The sequence below is a fragment of the Streptomyces sp. NPDC049954 genome (assembly GCF_040656295.1).
Classification (GTDB): domain Bacteria; phylum Actinomycetota; class Actinomycetes; order Streptomycetales; family Streptomycetaceae; genus Streptomyces.
On the sequence record NZ_JBFALS010000021.1, the window covers coordinates 23,717 to 49,072 of the forward strand.

18 protein-coding genes are annotated in these 25,356 nt (G+C 71.8%); 13 read left to right on the forward strand and 5 right to left on the reverse strand.

Annotated elements, in window-relative coordinates:
- Positions 1-23 precede the first annotated feature (23 nt).
- Together AB0J21_RS31385 and rpmB are read right to left on the reverse strand one after the other, a co-directional pair.
- Positions 24-3,374: a BTAD domain-containing putative transcriptional regulator gene (locus AB0J21_RS31385; protein ID WP_363149556.1), complete on the reverse strand. Its 3,351-nt coding sequence runs from the start codon at positions 3,372-3,374 to the stop codon at positions 24-26.
- A gap of 255 nt (positions 3,375-3,629) precedes the next feature.
- A complete protein-coding gene (gene rpmB, locus AB0J21_RS31390; RefSeq protein ID WP_015036441.1) occupies positions 3,630-3,815 on the reverse strand; it encodes a 50S ribosomal protein L28 in 186 nt (61 codons plus the stop codon).
- 252 nt (positions 3,816-4,067) lie between these two features.
- Between rpmB and AB0J21_RS31395 the strand changes: the two genes are divergently transcribed.
- The 9 genes from AB0J21_RS31395 to mutM all read left to right on the forward strand — a co-directional run bounded on the left by AB0J21_RS31395 (position 4,068) and on the right by mutM (position 14,459).
- On the forward strand, positions 4,068-5,885 hold the full coding sequence (locus AB0J21_RS31395) for a DAK2 domain-containing protein (protein WP_363149557.1): 1,818 nt from the start codon (positions 4,068-4,070) through the stop codon (positions 5,883-5,885).
- 786 nt (positions 5,886-6,671) lie between these two features.
- Positions 6,672-8,924, forward strand: a complete 2,253-nt coding sequence (gene recG, locus AB0J21_RS31400) for an ATP-dependent DNA helicase RecG (RefSeq protein ID WP_363149558.1) — start codon at positions 6,672-6,674, stop codon at positions 8,922-8,924.
- Positions 8,925-9,138: 214 nt separating this feature from the next.
- A complete protein-coding gene (gene rsmD / locus AB0J21_RS31405; protein WP_363149559.1) occupies positions 9,139-9,726 on the forward strand; it encodes a 16S rRNA (guanine(966)-N(2))-methyltransferase RsmD in 588 nt (195 codons plus the stop codon).
- A gap of 26 nt (positions 9,727-9,752) precedes the next feature.
- On the forward strand, positions 9,753-10,232 hold the full coding sequence (gene coaD / locus AB0J21_RS31410) for a pantetheine-phosphate adenylyltransferase (protein ID WP_363149605.1): 480 nt from the start codon (positions 9,753-9,755) through the stop codon (positions 10,230-10,232).
- A gap of 130 nt (positions 10,233-10,362) precedes the next feature.
- Entirely contained in the window at positions 10,363-11,505 is a 1,143-nt protein-coding gene (locus tag AB0J21_RS31415) for a cell division initiation protein (protein WP_363149560.1), read from the forward strand.
- 228 nt (positions 11,506-11,733) lie between these two features.
- Positions 11,734-12,381, forward strand: a complete 648-nt coding sequence (locus AB0J21_RS31420) for a DUF177 domain-containing protein (protein WP_363149606.1) — start codon at positions 11,734-11,736, stop codon at positions 12,379-12,381.
- 2 nt (positions 12,382-12,383) lie between these two features.
- Positions 12,384-12,557 carry a 50S ribosomal protein L32 gene (gene rpmF / locus AB0J21_RS31425; protein WP_003951102.1) on the forward strand — a complete coding sequence of 58 codons (174 nt, stop codon included), beginning with the start codon at positions 12,384-12,386 and terminating at the stop codon, positions 12,555-12,557.
- 20 nt (positions 12,558-12,577) lie between these two features.
- Positions 12,578-13,408, forward strand: coding sequence for a ribonuclease III (gene rnc / locus AB0J21_RS31430; protein ID WP_363149561.1), 831 nt, complete (start codon positions 12,578-12,580; stop codon positions 13,406-13,408).
- Positions 13,409-13,601: 193 nt separating this feature from the next.
- Positions 13,602-14,459 carry a bifunctional DNA-formamidopyrimidine glycosylase/DNA-(apurinic or apyrimidinic site) lyase gene (gene mutM / locus AB0J21_RS31435; RefSeq protein WP_363149562.1) on the forward strand — a complete coding sequence of 286 codons (858 nt, stop codon included), beginning with the start codon at positions 13,602-13,604 and terminating at the stop codon, positions 14,457-14,459.
- Positions 14,460-14,648: 189 nt separating this feature from the next.
- Here mutM and AB0J21_RS31440 read toward each other — a convergent pair whose 3' ends face one another.
- Positions 14,649-15,512, reverse strand: a complete 864-nt coding sequence (locus AB0J21_RS31440) for a CAP domain-containing protein (protein ID WP_363149563.1) — start codon at positions 15,510-15,512, stop codon at positions 14,649-14,651.
- Positions 15,513-16,058: 546 nt separating this feature from the next.
- Here AB0J21_RS31440 and AB0J21_RS31445 point away from each other — a divergent pair.
- The 3 genes from AB0J21_RS31445 to smc all read left to right on the forward strand — a co-directional run bounded on the left by AB0J21_RS31445 (position 16,059) and on the right by smc (position 21,016).
- Entirely contained in the window at positions 16,059-16,340 is a 282-nt protein-coding gene (locus AB0J21_RS31445; protein ID WP_363149564.1) for an acylphosphatase, read from the forward strand.
- A 379-nt stretch (positions 16,341-16,719) separates the two neighbouring features.
- Complete coding sequence (locus tag AB0J21_RS31450) at positions 16,720-16,929, forward strand: hypothetical protein (protein WP_363149565.1); 210 nt, start codon at positions 16,720-16,722, stop codon at positions 16,927-16,929.
- Between the two features lie 445 nt (positions 16,930-17,374).
- Entirely contained in the window at positions 17,375-21,016 is a 3,642-nt protein-coding gene (gene smc, locus AB0J21_RS31455; RefSeq protein WP_363149566.1) for a chromosome segregation protein SMC, read from the forward strand.
- A 544-nt stretch (positions 21,017-21,560) separates the two neighbouring features.
- Here smc and AB0J21_RS31460 read toward each other — a convergent pair.
- The gene (locus tag AB0J21_RS31460; RefSeq protein WP_363149567.1) at positions 21,561-23,048 is read right to left on the reverse strand and encodes a cytosine permease; all 1,488 of its coding nucleotides are present in this window, start codon (positions 23,046-23,048) and stop codon (positions 21,561-21,563) included.
- 96 nt (positions 23,049-23,144) lie between these two features.
- Here AB0J21_RS31460 and ftsY point away from each other — a divergent pair, with 96 nt between their 5' ends.
- Complete coding sequence (gene ftsY, locus AB0J21_RS31465) at positions 23,145-24,368, forward strand: signal recognition particle-docking protein FtsY (RefSeq protein WP_363149568.1); 1,224 nt, start codon at positions 23,145-23,147, stop codon at positions 24,366-24,368.
- A gap of 306 nt (positions 24,369-24,674) precedes the next feature.
- On the opposite strand, the gene AB0J21_RS31470 is transcribed toward ftsY, so the two are convergent.
- Positions 24,675-25,328, reverse strand: a complete 654-nt coding sequence (locus tag AB0J21_RS31470) for a bifunctional DNA primase/polymerase (RefSeq protein WP_363149569.1) — start codon at positions 25,326-25,328, stop codon at positions 24,675-24,677.
- Positions 25,329-25,356 lie beyond the last annotated feature (28 nt).

Sequence of the window (25,356 nt, forward strand, 5' to 3'; positions counted from 1 at the left end):
GACTCCGACCTCTTACCGGCCGCCTACCGTTCGCTGACCGGTTCTGACCGCTGCGGCAATCCGGCCGCCGTCGTCCTCCTGCCTCTCTCGACAGCCTGGTCGTACGCGGCCTCGCCTAGCTGGGCGCGTATCCGGGACCGGGCGCGGACGACCAGGGGTTCGAGATCGGGTGACGCCCCACGCAGAGCCTGTGCGCTGCCCAGCAGCTCCGCGGCACGGAGCGACGCTTCGCGACTTCCGGGCCGCCCCGTGCGCACCGCCCCGTGCCCCGCTTCTTCTTCCACCGGGGCGGAAACAGCGACAGCGACGCACAGCGCGGCGAGGGCTTCGTGGACGTCGGCGAGGGCCCCGCGGTCCTTGGCGGAGACGGCGCGTTGCCGCGCCAGAGTCGTCCATGCCCGCGCCGCTCCCGCGTCGCCCTCCGCCAGCGCGGTCCGCCCCAGTCCGAGCAGGGCGCGGACGTCTTCGCCGGCGCTGTACCAGCTTCCCGAGAGGGAGGCCCTGGCGGCCTCGTAGCGCTCTTTCGCCGTCCTGGTGTCCCCTGCGAGCCGCGCGACGTCGCCGAGGCTGCGCAGAGTGGCCGCCGGCTTGTCCGGAAGCCCGGCCGACCTGTACAGCTCGCCGGCCCGGAGAAGGTCGGCCCGCGCGGCGGGCAGGTCCCCACCGTGGAGCACCACGGACGAACGCCGCATCAGCACATCGGCGATCTCCTCCTGAGACCCCAGGGCCCGCACATGGAGCAGCGCCTCGTCGAGGAGTACGAGGGCACGTGCACGGTCTCCGTCCCAGTCCGCGAAGAGGGCCAGCATGTCGAGGCAGTTGGCCACGCCCCAACGGTCCCCCGTGGCACGGAAGGACTCCAGGGACCGGGCGAACGACTCCTCCGCGGGCCCCGGCCGCCCCGCGAGCCACTCCAGGTAGCCCGAGCCGAGCAGAAGGAGAGCCGAGGCCCACGGGGCGCCGCTCAGCAACCGCACGATGCGCCGGTCCGTCCGCGGACGGGGCCCCAGGGCGAACGATTGGAGGACCGCGATGAACGGAAAACGCAAAGGTGCCTCGGCCGTCGACAGCACAGCGTCGATCCGGTCGAGGACGTCCAGCTCAGCCGCCCCGTCCAAGGGCTCGCCGAGCGTGTTGAGGAGGCACAGGACGTACTCCTCCTCCAGCCCCGTCGGCGGTTCGTCGCCGACGGCCGCGAGGAGATCCCGGGCCGTCGACGCCTGTTGCGCGTACAGCCCGCGCAACCGCCAGAACCACGACAGGGCCGCCATCATCCGCAGTGCCGCCCGGGGACGGTGCGCGACCAGATGGCCGAGGGCGGCGTCGAGGTCGGCGCGCTCGGCGGCCAGCCGGTCGAACACGTGAAGCTGGCGGGAGCCGCGCAGCAGCGGTTCGGCCTCCTCGGCCGTCCGCTGGAAATACGCGGCGTGCGCGTCGCGCAACCGCCCCGTCTCTCCTCGGTCCTCCGCACGCTCGGCGCAGAAGGCCCGCACCGTCTCCAGCATCCGGTAGCGCCCCTCGGCGACGTCCACGAAGGACTTCTCGACCAGCGAGTCCAGCACGTCGGCGCTCCCCGGCACCGCGGACACGGCTGCGACCGCCTCGGCGCGCGCCCCGTCCGCGAAGACGGACAGGGCGCGGGCCAACTCCTGTTCCCGCGCGCTCAGCAGGTCCCAGCTCCACTCGACGACCGCGCGCAGCGTGCGATGCCGCGGCGGCTTGGTCCGGTCACCGCGCGACAGCACATGGAACCGGTCCGTGAGCCGCTCCACGAGCTCCTGCGGGGCCAGCGTGCGCAGACGCGCCGCCGCGAGCTCGATGGCCAGGGGCAGACCGTCCAGGACCGAACAGATGGCAGAGGCCACGTCCTCGTCCGCCCGCCCCGTACCGGTCCCGTAGCCGGAGCTGCTCGTGTCCTCACTGTTGGCCCCGTTGGCCCCGTTGGCCCCGTTGGCCCCGTTGGCCCCGTTGGCCCCGTTGGCCCCGTTGGCCTTGTCGGCCTCGTTGGCCCAGGCGGCCGTGCTGTTACCCAGGAGGCCCGTGCCCCAGGTCCCGGGTGCGGGGCGCACGGCGGCGGCCCTTTCCCGGAAGAGCCGTACGGCGGTGGCGTGGGGCAGCGGCGGGACGGGGCGTACGACCTCACCGGTGATACCCAGTGCCTCCCTGCTCGTGGTGAGCACGCGAATCCCCGGGCACGCCGCCAGAATCCTCGCCACACAGCGCGCAGCGTCGTCCAGGACGTGCTCGCAGTTGTCCATCACGAGGAGCAGGGAACGGCCCCGCAGCGTGGACAGCAGGCGCCCGGTGACATCGCCACGGGGCGCGCGGAAACCGTCGCGGACTCCCAGCGCCGTCAATGCCGCGTACGGTACGTGCGCCCCGTCCCGCAGCGGTGCGAACTCCACCAGACAGACCGGCAGACGCTGGTGGCGCGCGGCCTCTGCCGCGAGCCGGGTCTTTCCCGTACCACCCGGCCCCGTGAGGGTGACGCGGCGCTCGTCTGCCACCAGCGCGGTCAGGGCCGCCAACTCCTCCTCTCGCCCGACGAGACGGGTCAGCTGCTCCGGCAGTCCGGTCAGCGGCAACGCTGTGGTCTCGGCAGGCGTCGCACGCAACAGCTCGGCGTGCAGCGCGACGAGTTCCGGCGCGGGATCGGCGCCGAGCCGCTCGGCCAGAAGCCGCCGCACCTCCTCGAACACCCTCAAGGCCTCAGCGGGCTGCCCCGTGTCCCGCAGGGCCCGCATCAACAACAGGTGAAGCCGCTCGTCCACGGGGTGCTTCGCGAGCAACGCCCTCAGCTCAGGGACGACCTCCGCAGCCACCCCGCACAGCAGATCGGCCTCGATGCGGGAGACGAGGGCCGTGCGACGCAGTTCCTCAAGTCGCGCGACGTGTTCGGCGACTTGAGGCAGATCCTGCAGGGCCTCTCCGCGCCACAGCGCGAGGGCGGAACGCAGCGACGCCGCGGCGGCCGCCCCGTCCCCCGCTTCGAGTTCCCGCCGTCCCCGCGCGACCAGCCGCGCGAACGCGTGCGCGTCCACCGCTCCCACGTCCTCGACGAGCAGCCGGTACCCCGAGGCGGTCCTCTCGATGCGGGCCCCGGTGGAAGCGATACGCCGACGCAGCCGAGAGACCTGCGACTGGAGCGCGTTCACAGCCCCGGCCGGCGGCTCGGCACCGTACACGCCCCGCAGGAGGCGTTCAGTCGACAGGAGTCGCCCGGCTTCCACCAGCAGGAGCGTCAGCAGGGCACGTGGGCGGGGCCCACCGGGGTCCAGCGGCGTGCCGTCCGAGGCGTACAGGCACAGCGGCCCCAGAACGCCGAACTGGACGGCGATGGACCCCACGCAGGACGGCCCGGAGGAAGTACGCACCCGCCGATTCTGGCAAAGAGCGGCCCGGGACGGTGCACAGCCGTACAGACAGCCGACGCCGGTCCGGCGCAACAGGCACACGGTCAGGATCACGGGTACTGGACGCCCAGCAGCGCAGCGACCGCAATGCGCGGACATACGTAAGAGCCGGTCCACCCGAAGGTGGACCGGCTCTTACAGCAACCAGCCAGGTGGCCGCGCCGGCATACGTCAGCGCGAGACCGGGTCGTCCCCGCCTGAGCGAGGGGACCTCGCTTAGCGCGAGACCTTGCCGGCCTTGATGCACGAGGTGCAGACGTTGAGCCGCTTCGGCGTCCGACCGACCACGGCACGCACGCGCTGGATGTTGGGATTCCAGCGACGAGGCGTACGGCGGTGCGAGTGCGAAATGTTGTTGCCGAAGCCCGGCCCCTTGCCGCAGACGTCGCAGTTGGCAGCCACGGGTCACTCCAAAGACTTCAGATGCACTTACGGTGAATCCCGGCAGGCCGGGATCAGAGACGGAAAGTGCCTGACTGGCGTTGCCGGGGGAAATGGCCCGATTCTCATCGGGCAACCGGAGCAGCATACAACGGCCACTCCCGCTCTACGAAACTACCATGACCGCCCGGGACCCCGGCCCCCGCCTTCGCGGTCCCCGCCCCCGAGCGGCGACTACGCTGCGTTCAGTCCGGCTGCTCAAGGAGGCCCCTGGTGCCCGAGGAGGAGGGGCGGGTTCTCGACGCCGCCACCGTACGTGCCTGGTGCGCGACGTCGCTCGACGCGTTGGGCCGGGCCCGCGAGGAGATCGACTCCATCAACGTCTATCCGGTCGCCGACGGTGACACCGGAACCAACCTCTACCTGACGATGGAAGCCGCCGCGCAGACCGTCGAGGCGCTGTTCCGGGCCCATGAGGGCGACTCCGTCGACCTGCCCTCCGCCGCCGTCGGCGCTCCCGCCGCCGCGCCGTCCGCCCCGTCACTCGCGGAAGTCGTGCGGGGGATGGCCCACGGTGCCCTGGTCGGGGCTCGCGGCAATTCCGGCACGATCCTCGCCCAGCTCCTGCGCGGCATGGCCCAGGTGCTCGCCGAGGAGCCCGAGCGGCTGAACGGGGCGGCTGCCGGCGCAGGGCCCGCAGACGGAGCCGCCGCCCTCAGCGCCACGCGACGTGACACATGCCACGTCGCGGATGGTGCGCGACTGAGCCTCGCGCTGCGTACCGCGGCCCGTTCGGCCTACCAGGCGGTGGCTCATCCCGTCGAGGGCACCGTACTGACCGTCGCCACAGCGGCGGCCGACGCCTGCGTCGCTACCCGTGGCGACTGCCTGACCGTGGCCCGCACGGCGTACGACGGCGCCCGGGCCGCCCTCGCCGCGACGCCCGGTCAGCTCGCCACGCTCGGCCGGGCCGGGGTCGTTGACGCGGGTGGCCGGGGACTGCTGACCGTTCTCGGCGCACTCGTGGAGGTTCTCGGCGGGGGAGCCGTGGGCGGCGGCATACCGCTGCGCCCCGCTCGCTGGCAGGAACGCGCTCCCCAGCACGCTCCCGCCCCGGAAACCGTGGCCGCGACCTGCGAGGCGGACACGCCGCACTGGGACGGGACGGGGCCGGGCTACGAGGTGATCTACCTCCTCGACGCCGAGGACGCTGCCGTGGACCGCCTCCGGCGGCGCCTCGACAACCTCGGGGACTCCCTCGTCGTCGTCGGCGGTGACGGCCTCTGGAACGTCCACGTGCACGTCGACGACGCGGGAGCGGCCATCGAGGCGGGCATCGAGGCCGGTCGGCCGCACCGCATCCGCATCACCCACTTCGCCGCCGAGGCGCACGTCGCCGGACTCCCCACCGCCCCCAGGGGCGAGAGGGCGCCGCGCGGCATCGTCGCCGTGGTCCCCGGCGTCGGCCTCGCGGAGCTGTACGCCGAGGCAGGGGCGACCACAGTGCCGGCCCGCCCGGGGGAGCTCCCCGGCAGCGGCGAACTCGCCGAAGCCGTACGACGGGCACACGCCCACGAGGTCGTCCTCCTCCCGAACGACGCCGCCCTGCGGCACACGGCGTCGGCGGCGGCGGAGGACGCGCGCCGGCTCGGCGTGCGTGTGTCGGTGGTCCCCACGCGTTCGCCGGTGCAGGGCATCGCCGCGCTCGCCGTGCACGAACGGGAGCGCCGCTTCGACGAGGACGTGGTCGCGATGACCGCGGCGGCAGGAGCGACGCGGTATGCCGAACTCGCCGTCGCCGAGCACCAGTCCTGGACCTCCGCCGGGATCTGCCAGGCGGGCGATGTCCTCGGTCTCATCGACGGAGATGTCGCCGTCATCGGTGACGACGTCGCCGAAACGGCGCGCACGGTCCTCGACCGGATGCTTGCCGCAGGCGGCGAGATGGTGACGCTCGTCCTCGGCGAGGACGCCGCGAACGAACTGCCCGGCCGTCTGGAGGAGCACGTCAGAGAACATCACCTGGCCGTCGATACGGTCGTCTACGACGGCGGCCGGAACTCCGCCCTTCTCCTCATCGGAGTGGAGTAGCTGAGCAGGCGGGGGAGAGGCGTGCCGCAGCGGAAGCGCGCTGAGGGGCGCGCAGGTCGTGGCATATGCGACGGGGCGCGGGGACGATCGTTGCTCCCCCTGCCGGGTGCTGGTCTCTGGCATATGCGACGGGGCGGCTGTCGGGGCGTCGTTGTAGCGGGCGCCGTGGCATATGCGATGACGCCCGCTACGGCCGAGCGTGCGCCGTGGCATATGTGACGGGGCGCGGGCGCGGGCTCTGCGTGATACGCGGGCACGTGCGTGATATTTGCGGCCCACGCGGCGCCCTGCCCGCGTCTGCCACCTCCCCCGCCCCGTCGCATATGCCACGAGGCGAAGGCCCGGCGCTCCAGCAGACCACCCGGAGGTGACCTGCCCCAGTACCTCCTCTGCCGTTCTGCCGCCGTTGCCGGGCGGTCTCGGAGGTGTCGTTCTCGTAGGTGCCGAGCGCCCCGAAGGCCCAGTCGGCTGCCTCGTCCTTCCGCCCCATGCCGGCTGTGAGCCAGGGCGGTCAGCTCGGCAGCGATGCGGCTGCGGCGGTGTCCGTCGTCGGCGCGACGAACCGCGGCGACCGAGCGTTCCACGGACGAGAGGGCGGTTTCGTGCACCGCGGTCTCGGCGGCTCCGCAGGAGGTGGCCGCGCGAGCAGAAGCGGAAGGGCGACACCCCAGGCGCGGGGTCGACCGCCGGGCAACGACTTCACCGACCGTATGGAAAAGCTGACCGAGAGGATTCCTGTGCGGCTCCGGGCGGCGACGAGCGGGCGCCCGGCAGGCGGCGGGTGGGATGGTCACTGTCAGTGGCGTGGTGTGCAATGGGCGTGTGCCCTCGCTCGACGAACCCCTGAAGAAAGTGATCGGCCCGCCCACCGCCAAGGTGATGGCCGAACACCTCGGCCTGCACACGGTCGGCGACCTGCTGCACCACTACCCGCGGCGCTATGCCGAACGCGGTGAGCTGACCCGGCTCGCGGAGCTGCCGCTCGACGAGCACGTCACCGTGGTCGCGCAGGTCGCCGACGCCCGCGTCCTGACCTTCAACGCAGGGCGCGGAAAGCGGCTGGAGGTCACCATCACCGACGGCAGCGGCCGGCTTCAGCTCGTCTTCTTCGGGCGCGGGGTGCACAAACCGCACCAAGACCTGCTGCCCGGCACCCGGGCGATGTTCGCGGGCAAGGTCTCCGTGTTCAACCGCAAACTGCAGCTCGCCCACCCCGCCTATGAACTGCTGCGCGCGGACAGCGACGAGAAGGAGGCGGCGGGCTCCTGGGCCGGCAGCCTGCTGCCGCTCTACCCGGCGACCGCCAAGCTGGAGTCCTGGAAGATCGCCAAGGCCGTCGACGCGGTGCTGCCCAGCGCCCAGGAGGCCCAGGACCCCCTGCCGCGGAGCCTGCGCGAGGGGCGGGGCCTCATCCCGCTGCCCGAAGCGCTCCTGAAGATCCACCGTCCGCACACGAAGGCCGACGTGCAGTCGGCGCGGGACCGCCTCAAGTGGGACGAGGCATTCGTCCTGCAGGTCGCGCTGGCCCGGCGCCGGCACGCGGACGCCCAACTCCCCGCCGTGGCACGCAGGCCCGCACCCGACGGGCTGCTGGCCGCCTTCGACGCGCGGCTCCCGTTCACCCTCACCGAGGGACAGCGGAAGGTCTCGAAGGAGATCTTCGACGACCTGGCGACCGAACACCCCATGCACCGTCTGCTCCAAGGGGAGGTCGGCTCCGGCAAGACAATGGTCGCGCTGCGCGCCATGCTCGCCGTGGTCGACGCCGGCGGTCAGGCCGCGATGCTCGCCCCCACGGAGGTGCTGGCCCAGCAGCACCACCGCTCCGTCACGGAGATGATGGGCGACCTCGCCGAGGGCGGCATGCTCGGCGGCTCCTCCCTGGGCACCGAAGTGGTGCTGCTCACCGGCTCGATGAACACCGCCGCGCGCCGCAAGGTCCTGCTCGACCTCGCCACGGGGCAGGCGGGCGTCGTCATCGGCACGCACGCCCTCATCGAGGACACGGTGCAGTTCCACGACCTCGGCCTCGTCGTGGTCGACGAGCAGCACCGGTTCGGCGTCGAACAGCGCGACGCCCTGCGCTCCAAAGGCAAGCAGACGCCGCACCTGCTGGTCATGACGGCGACCCCCATCCCGCGCACCGTCGCCATGACCGTCTTCGGAGACCTGGAGACCTCCGTCCTCGACCAACTCCCCGCCGGGCGCTCGCCCATCGCGACCCACGTCGTCCCCGCGCAGGACAAACCGCACTTCCTGGCGCGCGCCTGGGAGCGGGTGCGCGAGGAGGTCGCCGGCGGTCATCAGGCGTACGTCGTGTGCCCGCGCATCGGCGACGAGGAGGACGGGGCGAAGAAGAAGACCGGCAAGACGAAGGACCCGGACAAGGCCGAGGGCGGCCCGGACGACGAGAAGCGGCCACCGCTCGCCGTGCTGGACGTGGCGCGAGGTCTGGCCGCCGGCCCCCTCGCGGGACTGCGCATCGGCATCCTGCACGGACGGATGGCGCCCGAGGGGCCCGAGGGCAAGGACGCCGTCATGCGCCGCTTCGCCGCCGGTGAACTCGACGTGCTCGTCGCCACCACCGTCATCGAGGTCGGCGTCAACGTGCCCAATGCCACCGCCATGGTGATCATGGACGCCGACCGTTTCGGCGTCTCCCAGCTGCACCAGCTGCGCGGTCGTGTCGGGCGTGGCTCGGCGCCCGGCCTGTGCCTGCTGGTGACGGACATGCCGGAGGCCGCCTCCGCCCGGGCCCGTCTCGGCGCCGTCGCGGCCACCCTCGACGGTTTCGAACTGTCCCGGATCGACCTCGAACAGCGCCGCGAGGGCGACGTCCTCGGCCAGGCGCAGTCCGGGGTCCGCTCCTCGCTGCGCATGCTCGCCGTCATCGAGGACGAGGAGATCATCGCGCAGGCGCGGGAGGAGGCCGCCACCGTCGTGGCCGAGGACCCGGAACTGACCCGCCTGCCCGCGCTGCGCACGACCCTCGACGCCCTCCTGGACGAGGAGCGGGAAAGTTACCTGGACAAGGGGTGACCTTTGGCGCGCGCCGTACCAGGGCGGCTCCGTGCCGTACCAGGGCGACTCCCCGCCCGGTCCGGCGTGCCCTTTGGCCAGGCGGCCGGGCACGCCGTGCGCGAGTGCGCCGTGGCCCCTCCTGTGCGCGGCGCACTCGTGTACGGCCTAGGGTTTGAATCCACGCTTCCCCCTAACCGACCGCCCGACCACTGACCCTGAGGACCGCCAGACCATGACCCGCGTGATCGCCGGTACGGCCGGCGGACGCCGCCTGTCCGTGCCCCCGGGCAACGGCACTCGTCCCACCTCCGAACGCGCGCGCGAGGGGCTGTTCTCCACCTGGGAGGCGCTGCTCGGCGGCGCGCTGCGGGGAGAGCGGGTTCTCGACCTGTACGGCGGTTCCGGAGCCGTGGGGCTCGAAGCGCTGTCCAGAGGAGCCGGCCACAGCCTGCTCGTCGACGCCGACCCGCGCGCCGTGCGCACCATCCGTGACAACGTCCGCAACCTTGGGCTTCCCGGCGCGGAGGTCAGAGCGGGCAAAGCAGCCCAGATCGCGGCGGGAGAGGCGGCCGGGGAACCGTACGATCTCGTCTTCCTCGACCCGCCGTACGCCGTCACCGACGCAGAACTCCGGGAGATCCTGGTCACACTCCGTACCCGGGGCTGGCTCGCCGACGAGGCGCTCGTCACCGTGGAGCGCAGCACCAGAGGCGGGGAATTCGCCTGGCCGGAGGGGTTCGAAGCACTACGGGCCCGCCGTTACGGCGAAGGCACCTTTTGGTACGGTCGCGCCGCCTCCACGTGCGAAAACGCACCATGAATCGACCGCAGAGCGAGGGGATCACGTTGCGCCGCGCCGTCTGTCCTGGGTCCTTCGACCCGATCACCAACGGTCATCTCGACATCATCGCCCGCGCCTCCAAGCTCTACGACGTGGTGCACGTCGCGGTGATGATCAACCAGTCCAAGAAGGGGCTGTTCACGGTCGACGAGCGGATCGAGCTGATCCGTGAGGTGACCGCCGACTTCGGCAACGTCGAGGTCGAGTCCTTCCACGGGCTCCTCGTCGACTTCTGCAAGCAGCGCGACATCCCCGCCATCGTCAAGGGGCTGCGCGCCGTCAGCGACTTCGACTACGAACTGCAGATGGCGCAGATGAACAACGGCCTCTCGGGCGTCGAGACGCTGTTCGTCCCCACCAACCCCACGTACAGCTTCCTGTCCTCCTCGCTCGTCAAGGAGGTCGCGAAGTGGGGCGGCGACGTCACGCACCTGTTGCCCCCGGTCGTGAACGACGCGCTCGCCCGGCGCCTGGCCGACAGCTGAAAAGCCCCCCAACCGCCCGAACCGGGCCCGTCCGTGCTGACGGGACATCACCCGCTGTTCCCCCGGACGGCTCTGGTCGTACAGTCGTCCCGTCCGTCTCCCCATCAGTCGAGAGAGTGGCGAGCACACGGTGGACGTGCAGAAGAAGCTCGATGAGATCGTCAACACCGTCAACGGTGCCCGGTCGATGCCCATGTCGGCCTCCTGCGTGGTCAACCGCGCCGACTTGCTCGCCCTCCTCCAGGAGGTGCGCGAGGCACTGCCCGGCTCCCTCGCCCAGGCGCAGGAAGTCATCGGGGACCGCCGGCAGATGGTCGAGGAGGCCCGGCGCGAGGCCGAGCGGATCATCAAGGGCGCACACGACGAGCGGGGCTCCCTGATCTCGGACACCGCGGTCGCCCGTCAGTCCCAGAGCGAGGCCGACCGCATCCTGGCCGAGGCCCGCCGCGAGGCCGAGGAGATGCGGGCCGAGGCCGAGGACTACGTCGACAGCAAGCTGGCCAACTTCGAGGTCGTCCTCACCAAGACCCTCGGCTCCGTCGGCCGGGGCCGCGAGAAACTGCTCGGCACCGGCGCCGGCCTCGACGAGCAGGGCTACGAGGACTCCGACTACGCGGAGGCCCCGGAGCGCAGCGAGGACCCCGAGACGCTCCGCAGCCGCGCCGACGACTACGTGGACGCCAAGCTGGGTGCCTTCGAGGCCGTGCTGGCGAAGACGCTGGAGGCCGTCGGCCGGGGCCGCGACAAACTGCACGGCCGGGTCGCCACCGACGAGCTGGGCGCGCTCTCCGCCGAGGGCGGTGGCCGGCAGTTCACGAACGACGCCGACTACCTCGCCGACCTCGCCGTGCTCTCGGACGCGCCTGCCGTGCGGCAGCCGGCCGGACCGGAGCCCGTCCAGGCCCAGGAGCCCGTACCCGCCGCGGTGCCCACCGCGCTCCCCGCCCCGCCGGCCGAGGCGCCGCAGATCCCCGCCCAGCAGCCTTACGCCGCTCAGCAGGACCCGTACGGGTACCAGCAGCAGGACCCGTACGGGTATCAGCAGCAGCCCGATCCCTACGGGGCGCAGCAGGACCCCTACGGGTACCCGCAGCAGCCCGACCCGTACGCCGCGCAGCAGGCCGCCTACGGCTATCCGCAGCAGCCCGACCCGTACGGGACTCAAGAGCAGTACGCCCGTGCGCAGGAGGCTGCGGCGCTCGACGAGACCAGCCTCTTCGACACGACCATGATCAGTGCGGAGCAGCTGCGCGCGTACGAGCAGGGGCGATAGGGCAGCTCGTGCCGGCGTACCGAGTACCCGACGGGGCGGGGTGCCACGGGCCGGCCGGGGTCACCGGTTCGGGGTACCCCGCCGAGGACCGATTGGGCCGATCGCGTAGGCTCCAGTACCCTGGTTCTTCGGTCGTGTGTACCTCCGCGATCCAGGCTGCCCGCACTGTCCCGTACAGCGCGTGAGCCGGCCCGTCACGAACCCAGGATCTGGAAAGCAGGGAAAGTTCTGAACGCCCGCCTCGACCACCGCAACCCCCTCGTGTTCGACACGCACGAGCTGGGCCGACGTCCTGGTGCGCTCCAGCGGCTGTCCCGGACGATCCAGGCGCCCGGTGGCGACGCCGTCTTCGGTATCGAAGGCGTCATCGCCGTACCGGAAGGCTCCCCGGTGGAGATCGACCTCCGCCTCGAATCCGTCATGGACGGTGTGCTGGTCACGGGTACCGCCCGTGCATCGGCCGAAGGGGAGTGCGTAAGGTGTCTGGAACCGCTCAAGCGCGAGCTCGACGCGGATTTCCAGGAGATGTTCTCGTACCCGGAAGCCGAGGAACGACGCCGTCGTACGGCGGCGCCCGACGAGGAGTCCGAAGAGGACGAGGACATCACCCCCCTTGAGGACGGCATGTTCGACCTCGAACCCGTGCTGCGTGACGCGGTGGTGCTCGCACTGCCGCTGCAGCCGGTGTGCCGGGAAGACTGTCCGGGCCTGTGCTCCACGTGTGGGGCACGGCTCGCGGACGACCCGGACCACCACCATGACGCCGTCGACATCCGTTGGGCGGCATTGCAGGGACTCGCCGAGACCACCTCGGACGGCGAGAAGGACGAGCTGAGCGGCGCTGAAGCAGGCGCCGACGAGAAGCAGGAGAAGTAGCCGTGGCTGTTCCGAAGCGGAAGATGTCGCGCAGCAACACGCGCCACCGCCGGTCGCAGTGGAAGGCTGCGGTCCCCACCCTGGTTGCGTGCGAGCGCTGCCACGAGCCCAAGCAGCAGCACATCGCGTGCCCCAGCTGCGGCACCTACAACAAGCGCCAGGTTCTCGAAGTCTGACGCGGTAGGTGAGAAGGCCGATGACTGAACTGTCCAACGCCAAGAAGAAAGCGCCCCGAGCAGGCGGGGGCGCCTCGGCGGACACCGCGGCCTCGTCCCACACGCTTCTGGAAGGGCGGCTCGGGTACCACCTCGAGTCCGCCCTTCTGGTGCGCGCGCTCACCCACCGTTCGTACGCGTACGAGAACGGTGGGCTGCCCACCAACGAGCGGCTGGAGTTCCTCGGGGACTCCGTGCTCGGCCTGGTGGTCACCGACACGCTCTACCGCACCCACCCCGACCTGCCCGAGGGCCAGCTGGCCAAACTGCGGGCCGCGGTGGTCAACTCTCGCGCGCTGGCCGAGGTCAGCCGCGGGCTCGACCTCGGTGCCTTCATCCGGCTCGGCCGGGGCGAAGAGGGTACGGGTGGCAGGGACAAGGCATCCATCCTCGCCGACACGCTGGAAGCCGTGATCGGCGCGGTCTATCTCGACCAGGGCCTGGAGACGGCGTCCGAGCTGGTGCACCGGCTCTTCGACCCGCTCATCGAGAAGTCGGCGGGCCTCGGCGCCGGACTGGACTGGAAGACCAGCCTCCAGGAACTCACCGCCACCGAAGGGCTCGGGGTCCCCGAGTACCTCGTGACGGAGACCGGACCGGACCACGAGAAGACCTTCACTGCTGCCGCCCGCGTCGGAGGCGTCTCGTACGGCACCGGCACCGGCCGCAGCAAGAAGGAAGCGGAACAGCAGGCCGCCGAATCCGCCTGGCGCTCCATTCGCGCCGCGGCGGACGAACGCGCCGCGCAGACCGCCGCCCAGGGGGAGCAGCCCACCGCTGTCGCCCCGGACGACGGCTCCGCTTCCGCCTGACCGCAAGACGATCGACGCCCCCGTCCCGGGACCGTACCCACGGCACCCGGGACGGGGGCGTCGATCGTCCCGCGCCGTACGGGGCGTGCCACCGCCCCGTCGACGCGACGTGCTCCGCCCGCGCGGTCGTCTCCGCACCGTCGGTGAGAACGTCGCGGCGCTCCCCGCACCGTTCGATGCCCGAGGAGGCACCGTGCCCGAACTTCCCGAGGTCGAGGTCGTACGACGCGGGCTCGCGCGCTGGGTCGACGGCAGGACCGTCGCCGAGACCGAAGTGCTGCACCCGCGCGCCGTACGCCGCCACGTCGCGGGCGGTACGGACTTCGCGCACCGTCTGCGGGGTAAGCGGCTGGACACACCCATGAGGCGCGGCAAATACCTGTGGCTGCCGCTCGCAGGCACCGACGAGGCGGTCCTCGCCCACCTGGGCATGAGCGGTCAGCTCCTCGTCCAGCCGCACAGCGCGCCCGACGAGAAGCACCTGCGCGTACGGGTGCGCTTCACCGACGACCTCGGCACCGAACTCCGCTTCGTCGACCAGCGCACCTTCGGCGGCCTCTCCCTGCACGGGACGACGCCCGACGGACTGCCCGACGTCATCGCGCACATCGCCAGGGATCCGCTCGACCCGCTGTTCGACGACGCAGCCTTCCACGAGGCGCTGCGCCGTAAGCGCACCACTGTGAAGCGGGCCCTGCTGGACCAGTCGCTCATCAGCGGCGTGGGCAACATCTACGCCGACGAGGCACTGTGGCGCAGCCGGCTGCACTACGAGCGTCCCACCGCGACGTTCACCCGGCCCCGTACCGCCGAACTGCTGGGCCACGTCCGCGACGTCATGAACGCCGCGCTCCAGGTCGGGGGGACCAGCTTCGACAGCCTCTACGTCAACGTGAACGGGGAGTCCGGCTACTTCGACCGCTCCCTGGACGCGTACGGCAGGGAGGGGGAACCCTGCCGACGCTGCGGTACGCCCATGCGCCGCCGCCCCTGGATGAACCGCTCCAGCTACTTCTGCCCTCAGTGCCAGAGGCCGCCGCGCGCGGCGTGACGGGGCGCGCGCCGCCGAGGGCCCCCGGACGGGGCGGGCGACGGGCGCGACACGGGGCGGGCCAGACGACGCGGTACGAGCCGGCCGGGAGCAGGTACGGGAGCAGGTACGGGGGCCGGACGAAGCGCCGGGAGGCACCGGGACCGGGCACACGCCGCGACACGGGGCGGCCTCGCAGCGGCGGGGCGTTCAGAAGCCGAAGTCCTGTGTCCACCAAGGGCCACCGGAACCGAAGTGCACACCCACCCCGAGTGTCTTGTAGTCGCAGTTCAGAATGTTCGCCCGGTGACCGGGGCTGTTCATCCACGACTCCATGACGGCGGCCGCGTCGGCCTGCCCCCGCGCGATGTTCTCGCCGCCCAGGTTGCTCACGCCCGCCTGGTCGGCACGGTCCCAGGGGGAGTCGCCGTCCGGATCGGTGTGGTCGAAGAAGCCGCGTGCCGCCATGTCGCGGCTGAAGCCGCCCGCGAGTGAGGCGAGCGGGGCGTCCGCCCGCACGGGGCTGCACCCGGCCGAGGCACGCTCCTGGTTCACCAGGGACAGGACCGCCGCCGCTGCCGCTGCCTCGTCGCCGCTGAGCGGTGCGGGGACGCCGGCCGACTGCTGCGGCGCCGAACGGGTCGGCGTGCTCTGCGAGGGCGTGCTGCTGGGCGTACGGGGCGCGGTCGTCGTGGTCGACGGTGCGGCGCCGCTCCCCGGCCCTCCCGCCCCGTTACCGGCCTCCGTGTGCGCCGACGGGGCGGCGGTGGACGGCTTCGGCGCCTTCGTGGTGGACGGGGCGCTTGCCGGCTTCCTGCTCTCCTTGGAGCGGGCGGGCGACGGGGCCTTCGAGCGCTCCGTGCCTCGGCTCGCCGAGGGAGCGCTGCGGTCGACGGCGGCACCGTCCGCGGTCGACGGCGCGTTCAGATCGTCGGGAGAGTCCGCTGCACGCACCTTCGTGTCATGCCCCTCGCCGAAGGAGTAACCGCTCCCCGGGAGGAGCCCCGTACCCACCGCGACGGCGCCCAGGGCGACGGCTGCCGACACACCGAGCAGACCAGTGCGCACCGGCACGCCCCCGCGCTTCTTGCGACGGTGCCCCGTGCGCCCTGCCGGACTGCCGCCTGCGGGGGGGTTCGGGTAGGCGTGGTCCGCCACCTCGTCAGCTGCGTGAGCACGGACCGGTGCCGGGCGTACTGCCCCCCGGCCGCCGTCGAAGAGAGCCGCGTCCTGCTCCCACGAGTGGTCACGGGGCGCTGTCCACGGGGCCGCAGTGGCAGGAGGGGCCGTGACGGACGGAGCGAACCCGTCCGTGAAAGCGCCGGGATATGGCTCCCTCGGGAAAGCGCCCGGGTACGGCTCCTGCGCGAGAGCGCCGTGGTAGGGCTCCTGGGCCGGCGCGGCATACGGCAGGTACGCCGCCTCGGTGGTCTCTGCGGCGCGGCCGTCCGGTTCGGCGTCGTCGGCGGCAAAGCGTCGGTGGCGTCCCATGTCCCTGGTCTTCCTCGTCGCTGCGTTCAGGCTCACCCGAACGAGTGAGCCCTTTGCCGACGGGACCCTACGCCATGGCATCAGGGGAGGAAGTGTCCCCTGAGGAATTGGCCGGTTAGCGTGCCCCTTATGAACAAGGACGTACGGCTCACCGCGTGGGTAAGAGGCAAGGTCCAGGGGGTGGGTTTCCGCTGGTTCACCCGCGCCAGGGCACTGGAGATCGGCGGGCTGCGTGGCTTTGCTCTCAATCTTGAGGACGGCCGTGTCCACGTGGTCGCCGAAGGGCCCCGTGACGCGTGCCAGGAGTTGCTGGAGTGGCTCGTGGAGGGCGACACACCCGGCAGGGTCGACGGAGTCACTGAGATCTGGACCACCCCCAAGGGGGGATACGAAGGCTTCGCCATCCGCTGAGCGAGCCACGCGCACCCATGCCCGTACGCCGCACGCCGAGGGCTCCGGACCGGAGGCCGAGGGGAAAGCCGCTGGTGATTGCCGCAAACCCCTTGCGACGGCTCCCGGCGGTGTGAAAGATGATCGTCACGCCCCACGCCTCCACAGGAGAGCGCCGCCGCGGACCACTCCGCCACCCGCCCCCGGAGCAGCGCCCCGCCGGGGCTTGATCGTGTTGACCGTCAAACTTTTTGGTGAGACTCTGGAATCCCCGCGCACCTTAACTGTTTGGCACACGAAGGACCGCACGAACTGAGCATCGCCAGACATCGCGGGTGCGAATTTCCCTCACGACCCACCACCACATCGGTCGGTCACTCAATGTGGAGGACCACTCATCATGGCAAAGGCGCTTCTCGGTTACGTCGGCGGCTCCGACCCGCGACTCCTCGCCGAGATGCGACGGCTCCAGCAGCGCGTCCAGGACCTCGAATCCGAGCTCGTACGGATTCAGACCGAGAACGACGCGCTCGCGGCTGCCGCTTCTCATCACAGCGACGCGCTCCTCGAGAGCATCGACGTATCCCAGCCGGAGCCCGCGTTCACCTGACCACTCTGCCCCTGGGCGAGAGCGGCCGGTTGAGCCACGGGCCACGCCGGTAACACCAGGGACGCTCCGGCGTCCCTTTTTCTTTCCTTCACACTCCTTCACGGGTGGCATCCGCAGCACCGGCGGCCTCCGGCGGAGCCGCGCTCGCGAACGCCGTTCCTCGATCGGTTCCGTCGGCCACAGACGCTGGCCCACCGCAGATGTCCGCCGTGTCGGTTCCTTCCGGCCCCGTGCCCGTTCCTGCTCTCGTGCCTCAGCGTTTCCAAGCTTTCGGGACGAGACCTCTTCCCCCTGCGTCCAGCCCTCCCGATCGTCCTACCGACTGATCTGCCCTGCCCGCCGAGCGACGAAACCGCGACCTCGGCCCCACCGTCGCGCCTTCGCTGGCGAGACGCGTCGCCCACGCGCCCCGGACGCGGCCCGCCGGGCGGTAAAGTCCGGCTGCGTGCACCTCAAGGCCATGACCCTGCGCGGCTTCAAGTCCTTCGCCTCGGCCACCACGCTGCGGTTCGAGCCGGGAATCACGTGTGTCGTCGGACCCAACGGTTCCGGCAAGTCCAATGTCGTCGACGCCCTGTCCTGGGTCATGGGAGAGCAGGGCGCCAAGTCGCTGCGCGGCGGCAAGATGGAGGACGTCATCTTCGCCGGCACCACGGGGCGGCCCCCGCTGGGCCGCGCCGAGGTCTCCCTCACCATCGACAACAGCGACGGCGCCCTGCCCATCGAGTACGCCGAGGTCACCATCGCGCGGACCATGTTCCGCAACGGGGGCAGCGAGTACCAGATCAACGGGGAGACCTGCCGTCTCCTGGACATCCAGGAACTCCTCTCCGACTCGGGCATCGGCCGGGAGATGCATGTCATCGTCGGACAGGGGCAGCTCGACTCCGTCCTGCACGCCGACCCCATGGGACGCCGCGCGTTCATCGAGGAGGCCGCAGGCGTCCTCAAGCACCGCAAGCGCAAGGAGAAGGCGCTCCGCAAGCTCGACGCGATGCGCGCGAACCTCGCCCGTGTCCAGGACCTCACCGACGAACTGCGCCGCCAGCTCAAACCGTTGGGACGGCAGGCGGCGGTCGCCCGCCGCGCCGCGGTGATCCAGGCGGACCTCCGTGACGCCCGGCTGCGCCTGCTCGCCGACGACCTCGTACGGCTGCGCGAGGCGCTCGGGGCGGAGATCGCCGACGAGGCCGCACTGAAACAGCGCAAGGAGCACGCGGAGAACGCGTTGAAGGCCGCCCTCCTGCGTGAGAAACAGCTTGAGGAGACCGTACGGGCGCTCACGCCCCGTCTGCGCGCCGCTCAGCAGACCTGGTACGACCTCTCGCGCCTCGCCGAGCGGGTACGCGGGACCGTCAGCCTCGCCGACGCCCGTGTCGCCAGCGCCACCGGCGTCCCGCCTGAGGAACGGCGTGGCCGCGACCCGGAGGACCTCGAACGGGAGGCCGCTCGCATCCGGGAGCAGGAGGCCGAACTGAGTGCCGCTCTGGAGGCCGCGGAGCGCGCCCTGGAGGACACGGTCGCCCACCGCGGCGAACTGGAACGGCAGCTCGCCGTCGAGGAGCGCCGGCTGCGCGACCTCGCCCGTGCCATCGCCGACCGCCGCGAGGGCCTCGCCCGCCTCACCGGACAGGTCACCGCCGCGCGCGACCGGGCCGCCTCCGCGCGCGCCGAGGTCGAACGGCTCGCCGTCGCGAGAGACGAGGCGCAGGAACGCGCCGTCGCCGCGCAGGAGGAGTACGAACAGCTGCGCGGCGAGGTCGAGGGGCTCGACGCGGGGGACGCCGCACTGGAGGAACGGTACGAGCAGGCGAGAACCGCTCACGCGGAGGCCGACGTCGCGTGGACCGGGGCGCGCGAAGCGGTCACGGCGGCCGAGCGGGCCTGCGCAGCCACCGAGGCACGCCGCGACGCCCTCGCCCTCGGACTGCGCCGCAAGGACGGTACCGGGGCGCTCCTGAGCGCCGGGGACCACCTGACGGGGCTGCTGGGGCCGGCCGCCGAACTGCTCGCGGTCGCTCCGGGGTATGAGGCGCCGGTCGCGGCCGCACTCGGTGCCGCGGCGGACGCCGTCGCGGTGCGTGGCACGGGTGCGGCCGTGGACGCGCTGCGCCTGTTGCGCAAGACCGATGCGGGACGTGCCGCCCTGCTCATCGGCGGACCCGCGGAGCCGCCACGCCGCCCCGACGTCGCGACGGCCGCCGACGCCATGACGTCCGCCGGTGCCGCGACGTCCCCCAGTTCCGTGACCAGCCGTGGGGCGCGGCGTCTATGCGATCTCGTCAGTGGTCCCGAGGAGCTGAGTGGAGCCCTGCACGAACTGCTGCGCGACATGGTCCTCGTCGAGACGCTCGACGAGGCGCGCGAACTGCTCCGCGAGCACCCCGCCGTCACCGCCGTGACCACCGAAGGCGACGTCCTCGGCGTCCACTTCGCCCAGGGAGGTGCGGCCGGCGCCCCGAGCCTGCTCGAAGTGCAGGCATCCGTCGACCAGGCCACCGCGGAACTCGACGAACTCGACGTACGGTGCGCGGATCTGGGCGCGGCCCAAGAAGCCGCCACGACGCGCCGCGCCGAGGCAGCGGCCCTCATGGAGGAACTGGCCCAGCGACGCCGGGCGGCGGACCGGGAGAAGTCGGCCGTCTCGCAACGGCTGGGCGCCCTGGCCGGTGCGGCCCGTGGCGCGACCGGGGAGGCCGAGCGGATGACCGCCGCCGCCACCAGGGCGCAGGAGGCCGCGGACCGGGCGGACACGGAGGCCGCGGAGCTCGCCGAGCGACTGGCCGTGGCCGAGGAGACCTCCCCCTTCGGCGACGGCGCCGAACACGACGCCGAGGCCGAGCCGGACACCGCGGTGCGGGACCGGCTGGCCGCGGACGGCGCCAATGCCCGGCAGACGGAGATGGAAGCCCGCCTCCAGCTCCGTACGCACGAGGAGCGCGTCAAGGCCCTGGCCGGGCGTGCCGACGGACTCGACCGCGCCGCCCGCACCGAGCGCGAGGCCCGCACCCGCGCCGAACGCCGCCGCGCGCGCCTGCGCCACGAGGCGGCCGTCGCCCGCGCCGTGGCCTCAGGCGCGCGCCTGCTACTGGCCCACGTGGAGGTCTCGGTGGCCCGCGCCGACGAGGAACGCACCGCGGCCGACGCGGAGAAGGCGGAGCGGGAGAAGGAACTGGCCACCGAACGCGAACGGGGCCGCGATCTCAAGTCGGAACTCGACAAGCTCACCGACTCGGTGCACCGCGGCGAGGTCCTCGGCGCCGAGAAGCGCCTCCGCATCGAGCAGCTGGAGGCCAAGGCCCTCGAAGAGCTGGGCGTCGAACCGGCCGCCTTGGTGAGCGAGTACGGTCCTCAGACCCTCGTGCCGCCGTCCCTGCCCGCCGACGGCGAGGAACTCCCCGACGACCCCGAGCACCCCCGCAACCGCCCCAGGCCCTTCGTGCGGGCCGAGCAGGAGAAGCGGCTCAAGTCCGCGGAACGCGCCTACCAGCAGCTGGGCAAGGTCAACCCGCTGGCCCTGGAGGAGTTCGCGGCGCTGGAGGAGAGGCACCAGTTCCTGTCCGAGCAACTGGAGGACCTCAAGAAGACCCGGGCCGACCTCCTGCTCGTCGTCAAGGAGGTCGACGAGCGGGTCGAGCAGGTCTTCACCGAGGCCTATCACGACACGGCGCGCGAGTTCGAGGGTGTCTTCTCGCGGCTCTTCCCCGGCGGCGAGGGCCGGCTCCTGCTCACGGACCCGGACAACATGCTCACGAGCGGGGTGGACGTCGAGGCCCGTCCGCCCGGCAAGAAGGTCAAGCGGCTCTCCCTGCTCTCCGGCGGCGAACGCTCGCTGACAGCCGTCGCGCTCCTGGTGGCCATCTTCAAGGCCCGGCCGAGCCCCTTCTACGTCATGGACGAGGTCGAGGCCGCCCTCGACGACACCAACCTCCAGCGCCTCATCCGGATCATGCAGGAGCTTCAGGAGTCCTCACAGCTGATCGTCATCACCCACCAGAAGCGCACTATGGAGGTCGCCGACGCTCTCTACGGAGTGTCGATGCAGGGCGACGGTGTCTCCAAGGTCATCAGCCAGCGACTGCACTGAGGCAGGGCCAGCGACTGCACTGAGGCAGGGAGGGAGCGGGGGGTGGGTCGGTACGGGGCGAGTCGGGTACGGGGCGAGTCGGGGGCGGGGCCGGCGGGGGCCGGTGGTGGCCACTGCGCGGTGGCCACTGCGCGGTGGCCGCTGCCCGGTGGCGGTGGCGGTGGCGGTGGCGGTGGCGGTGGCGGTGGCGGTGGCGGTGCCCGGCCGGGGGCCGGGGTGATGGCTCTGGGTTGGTGGGGCGTTTTTATGGGTGGGGCGCCCCGTGGAATATGCCACGGGGCTTTCGGGTGGGGGCGTGGCGTGGCAATGCGGGGCTGGAAAGGGCGAGGAAGAGTGCGCTTGCCCTGTGGCCCTGTGGCCCTGTGGCCCTGTGGCCTCGTGGCATATGCCACGGGGCCACGCTGTGCGGAGGCGCCTTCCCGGCTGGAAGCTGCCTCCGCGCCACGAAGCGCGCATGCCGCTCCGCGCGACCGCACCGTTACAGGTGGGCCGGCAGGTGACTGCCCCGTGGAATATGCCACGAGGCAGCCACCTGCCTAAAGGACTACGGTGCTTCTCGCTTGCAGGCTCCTGGCCGCCGCCCCGTCGCATATGTCACGGGGCGCGCCATCAGGGCGTACAGTCCGCCCGCCACCAGAACGGTCGCGAGCCAGCCCAGTCCGTTGCGGCCCACCCAGGACGAGGCGAACGGGCCGCTGAACCACTCCACCCGAGTGAACAGAAGCCCCACCACCAGGGAGCAGGCCCACGCAGTCGTCGCCGGTAGTGAGAAACCGTTCCGGTACCAATAGGGGCTGCCCCGTCCCGTGTCCATGAGCCCCGCACCGTCGTAGGTGCGACCGCACAGCAGATCGGTGCCGAACACCCCGATCCACGCGGAGAACGCGACGGCGAGCAGGCTCAGGAAGGACAGGAACGAGTCGAGGAAGCCGGTCGCGACGTTCATGAGCAGCCAGCCGAGGATCAGGCTGATCACCGCGTTCACGCTGACCGCGGCCGCACGCGGCACCCGGAGCCCCAGGGTCAGCGCGGTGAAGCCGGCCGAGTACATCGACATGGCGTTGATGAGGACCATGCCGACCAGGGCGATCACCAGGTAGGGGACCGCGATCCAGGTGGGCAGTGCCTCGCCGAGGAAGGACACGGGATCCGTCGCACCGGACAGGTGAGGCAGCCCGACGGCGACAACGGCCCCCATCAGCACCAGAGGCGTCACGACGACGAGCGCCCCGGCGACGGTGTACCCCACCAGGGCGCGCGCGGGCACGGCGCGCGGCAGATACCGGGTGAAGTCGGGTGCCGTGGGCACCCAGCTGATCCCCCCGGCGGTGATGGCCCCGAAACCCGCGACCATCAACGAGGACGGGCCGGCGGGACGGGCGAACAGTGCCGTCCAGTCCGTGACCCGCACCAGATGTACCAGGATCAGCACGCTGAAGAGTCCGAACAGCACCATGGAGCAGGAGGTGCACACCTGGAGCACCCGCCGTCCGAGGCCGCTGATGAGGAAGGTGCAGGCGACGAAGCCCACCAGGGTGGCGCCGGTCAGCAAGTCCGTGCGGTGCAGGCCCCAGACGATGTCCAGCACCGTCAGGCAGGCGTAGGCGCCGGTGACGGCGTTGACGGTCTCCCAGCCCCAGCGCGTCACCCAGATCAGCGTGCCGGGCAGCAGATTGCCCCGTTGTCCGAAGACGGCGCGAGAAAGCGTCATCCCGGGGGCCCCGCCCCGCTTGCCCGCGATCGACACCAGGCCCACCAGTCCGTAGGCGACCACGGGGGAGACGAGTGCGACTCCCAGGACCTGCCAGAAGTTCAGGCCGTAGGCCACGATCAGGCCCGCCCCGATCGTGACGAGCAGCACGCTGATGTTGGCCGACACCCACAGTGGGAAGACCTGCCGGGGCCGCCCGCCGCGCAGATGGTCGGGGACCGGTTCGATGCCCCTCGTCTCCACGGTGCTCTCGCCCGCTTCGGGCCCCGTACCGGACGCGGCGTCGAGGGGTGGGTCGGGGGGCTGGGATGTCTCGCTCATGAACGGCCCGGTTCGTCTGAAATGTCATCTTCTGTCCCATGGAGGAAAGCACAATCCAGGAGCGCGAGGTGTCCATGGCTGATACTGGGGGGCGTTATGGACATCGTCATCCTTGCTGTAGTCATCGCCCTGGTCGTGGTCGGCGCGATCAGTGGGCTGGTGGTGAGCGGTCGCAGAAAGAAGCGACTGCCGCCCCCACCGCCCTCCGGCACGCCGACCGTCACCGCTCCACCGGCCGAGCCGCATGTCGGCGAAGAGGCCGAGAAGCCGAGCGACGAAACCCGCAGAACGATCGAGGAGGTGGACCTCCCCGACGCCGCAGAGGCGACGCGGACGCCTGAGGCCGTCGAGGACCCGGTCGTCGCCGCCCCGCCCGTTCCGGAGATCGAGGTGCCCGAGCCCACGGCCGGGCGACTGGTCCGGCTGCGGACCCGGCTCTCCCGCTCGCAGAACGCCTTGGGCAAGGGCCTGCTCACACTGCTCTCCCGCGAACACCTCGACGAAGACACGTGGGAGGAGATCGAGGACACCCTGCTGACCGCCGACATCGGCGTCGCCCCCACTCAGGAGCTGGTCGAGCGCCTGCGTGAACGGGTCCGCGTCCTCGGCACGCGGACCACTGACGAACTGCGCACCCTGCTGCGCGAGGAACTGCTCACGCTCGTCGGCCCCGACACGGACCGCACCGTGCACACCGAGTCGGCGCCCGGCAAGCCCGGCATCGTGATGGTCGTCGGTGTCAACGGCACCGGCAAGACGACTACCACCGGCAAGCTCGCCCGGGTTCTTGTCGCCGACGGCAAGACCGTCGTCCTCGGGGCCGCGGACACCTTCCGCGCCGCCGCCGCCGACCAGCTCCAGACGTGGGGCGAGCGCGTCGGCGCCCGCACCGTGCGCGGTCCTGAGGGCGGTGACCCCGCCTCCATCGCCTTCGACGCCGTGAAGGAGGGCATCCTCGAGGAGGCCGACGCCGTCCTGATCGACACGGCCGGCCGACTGCACACCAAGACCGGCCTCATGGACGAACTCGGCAAGGTCAAGCGCGTCGTCGAGAAGCAGGCGCCGCTGGACGAGGTGCTGCTCGTCCTCGACGCCACCACCGGTCAGAACGGCCTCGTCCAGGCGCGCGTGTTCGCCGAGGTCGTCTCCATCACCGGCATTGTGCTGACCAAGCTCGACGGCACGGCCAAGGGCGGCATCGTCGTGGCCGTACAGCGTGAGCTGGGAGTCCCCGTGAAGCTCGTCGGCCTCGGCGAAGGAGCGGACGACCTCGCGCCGTTCGAGCCGCAGGCCTTCGTCGACGCTCTCATCGGCGACTGAGCCGAGCGGGGCGAGCCCTGGCAGGCGACCGAACCGGGTCGGCTGCACGGGATCGGCCGAAGCGGCTGAGCCTTCGGTGGCCCGCCCCGTGGCATAGTCCACGGGGCGCGCCACCGGGGCATCAAGCATCCATGACAGGGCCCCGCGACACTCGCACGCGGGGCCCTGTCCCGTACTCCTCAACCGTCTCGCGGCATCATCCCGAGGGATGTCCGCGCGGTCCGCGTGGCCTGCGCCCCGCACGGAGCAGGCTCTGCACCGTGCCCTCGCACGGCCGACGCCTCGGGGGCACGGCGGCCCCGCCCGTCACGCCCCGGACCGGTGTGCCACGTAAGCGAGTGTGCCGAGCAGTAGACGGGCCTCCGGCGGCCGGAAAGCCGTGTCGGGGGCGGGGGCGCGCAACCAGCGGACGGGGCCGAGACCGCCCCGGTCCGAGGGCGGAGCGGTGATGAAGCTGCCCGAGCCCAGCCCGTGCAGATCGAGATCGGCGTCGTCCCAGCCCGCGCGGTAGAGCAGCCGCGGGAGGGCTGCCGCAGCCCCGGGCGCGACGAAGAACTGGGCGCGCCCCTGCGGGGTGACCGCTACGGGGCCCAGAGGCAAGCCCATGCGCTCCATGCGGGCGAGGGCGTGCAGGCCGACGGACTCGGACACGTCGATGACGTCGAAGGCCAGGCCGACGGGCAGCATGAGAGCCGCACCGGGCCACTGGGACCACGCTGCCGCTACCTCGTCCAAGGTGGCGCCCGCATGGACCGTGCCCGTGGAGTCGAGGGGATGCGCTCCCGGGGCGGTGCAGGACGCCACGCCGCAGGAGCAGACCCCCGCTGCCGTACGGGCTCCCGGGGCGACGTCCCATCCCCAGAGGCCGGTGAACTCGGCCACCGTCGTGTACTCCGAGGGGTGCCCGCGCCGTCGTGCCCCGGTCCGCTTCTCCCGGATGCCGCCGATCGTGAAGCCCATGCCTCCTCCAACGTGTCCGGAGCGTCCA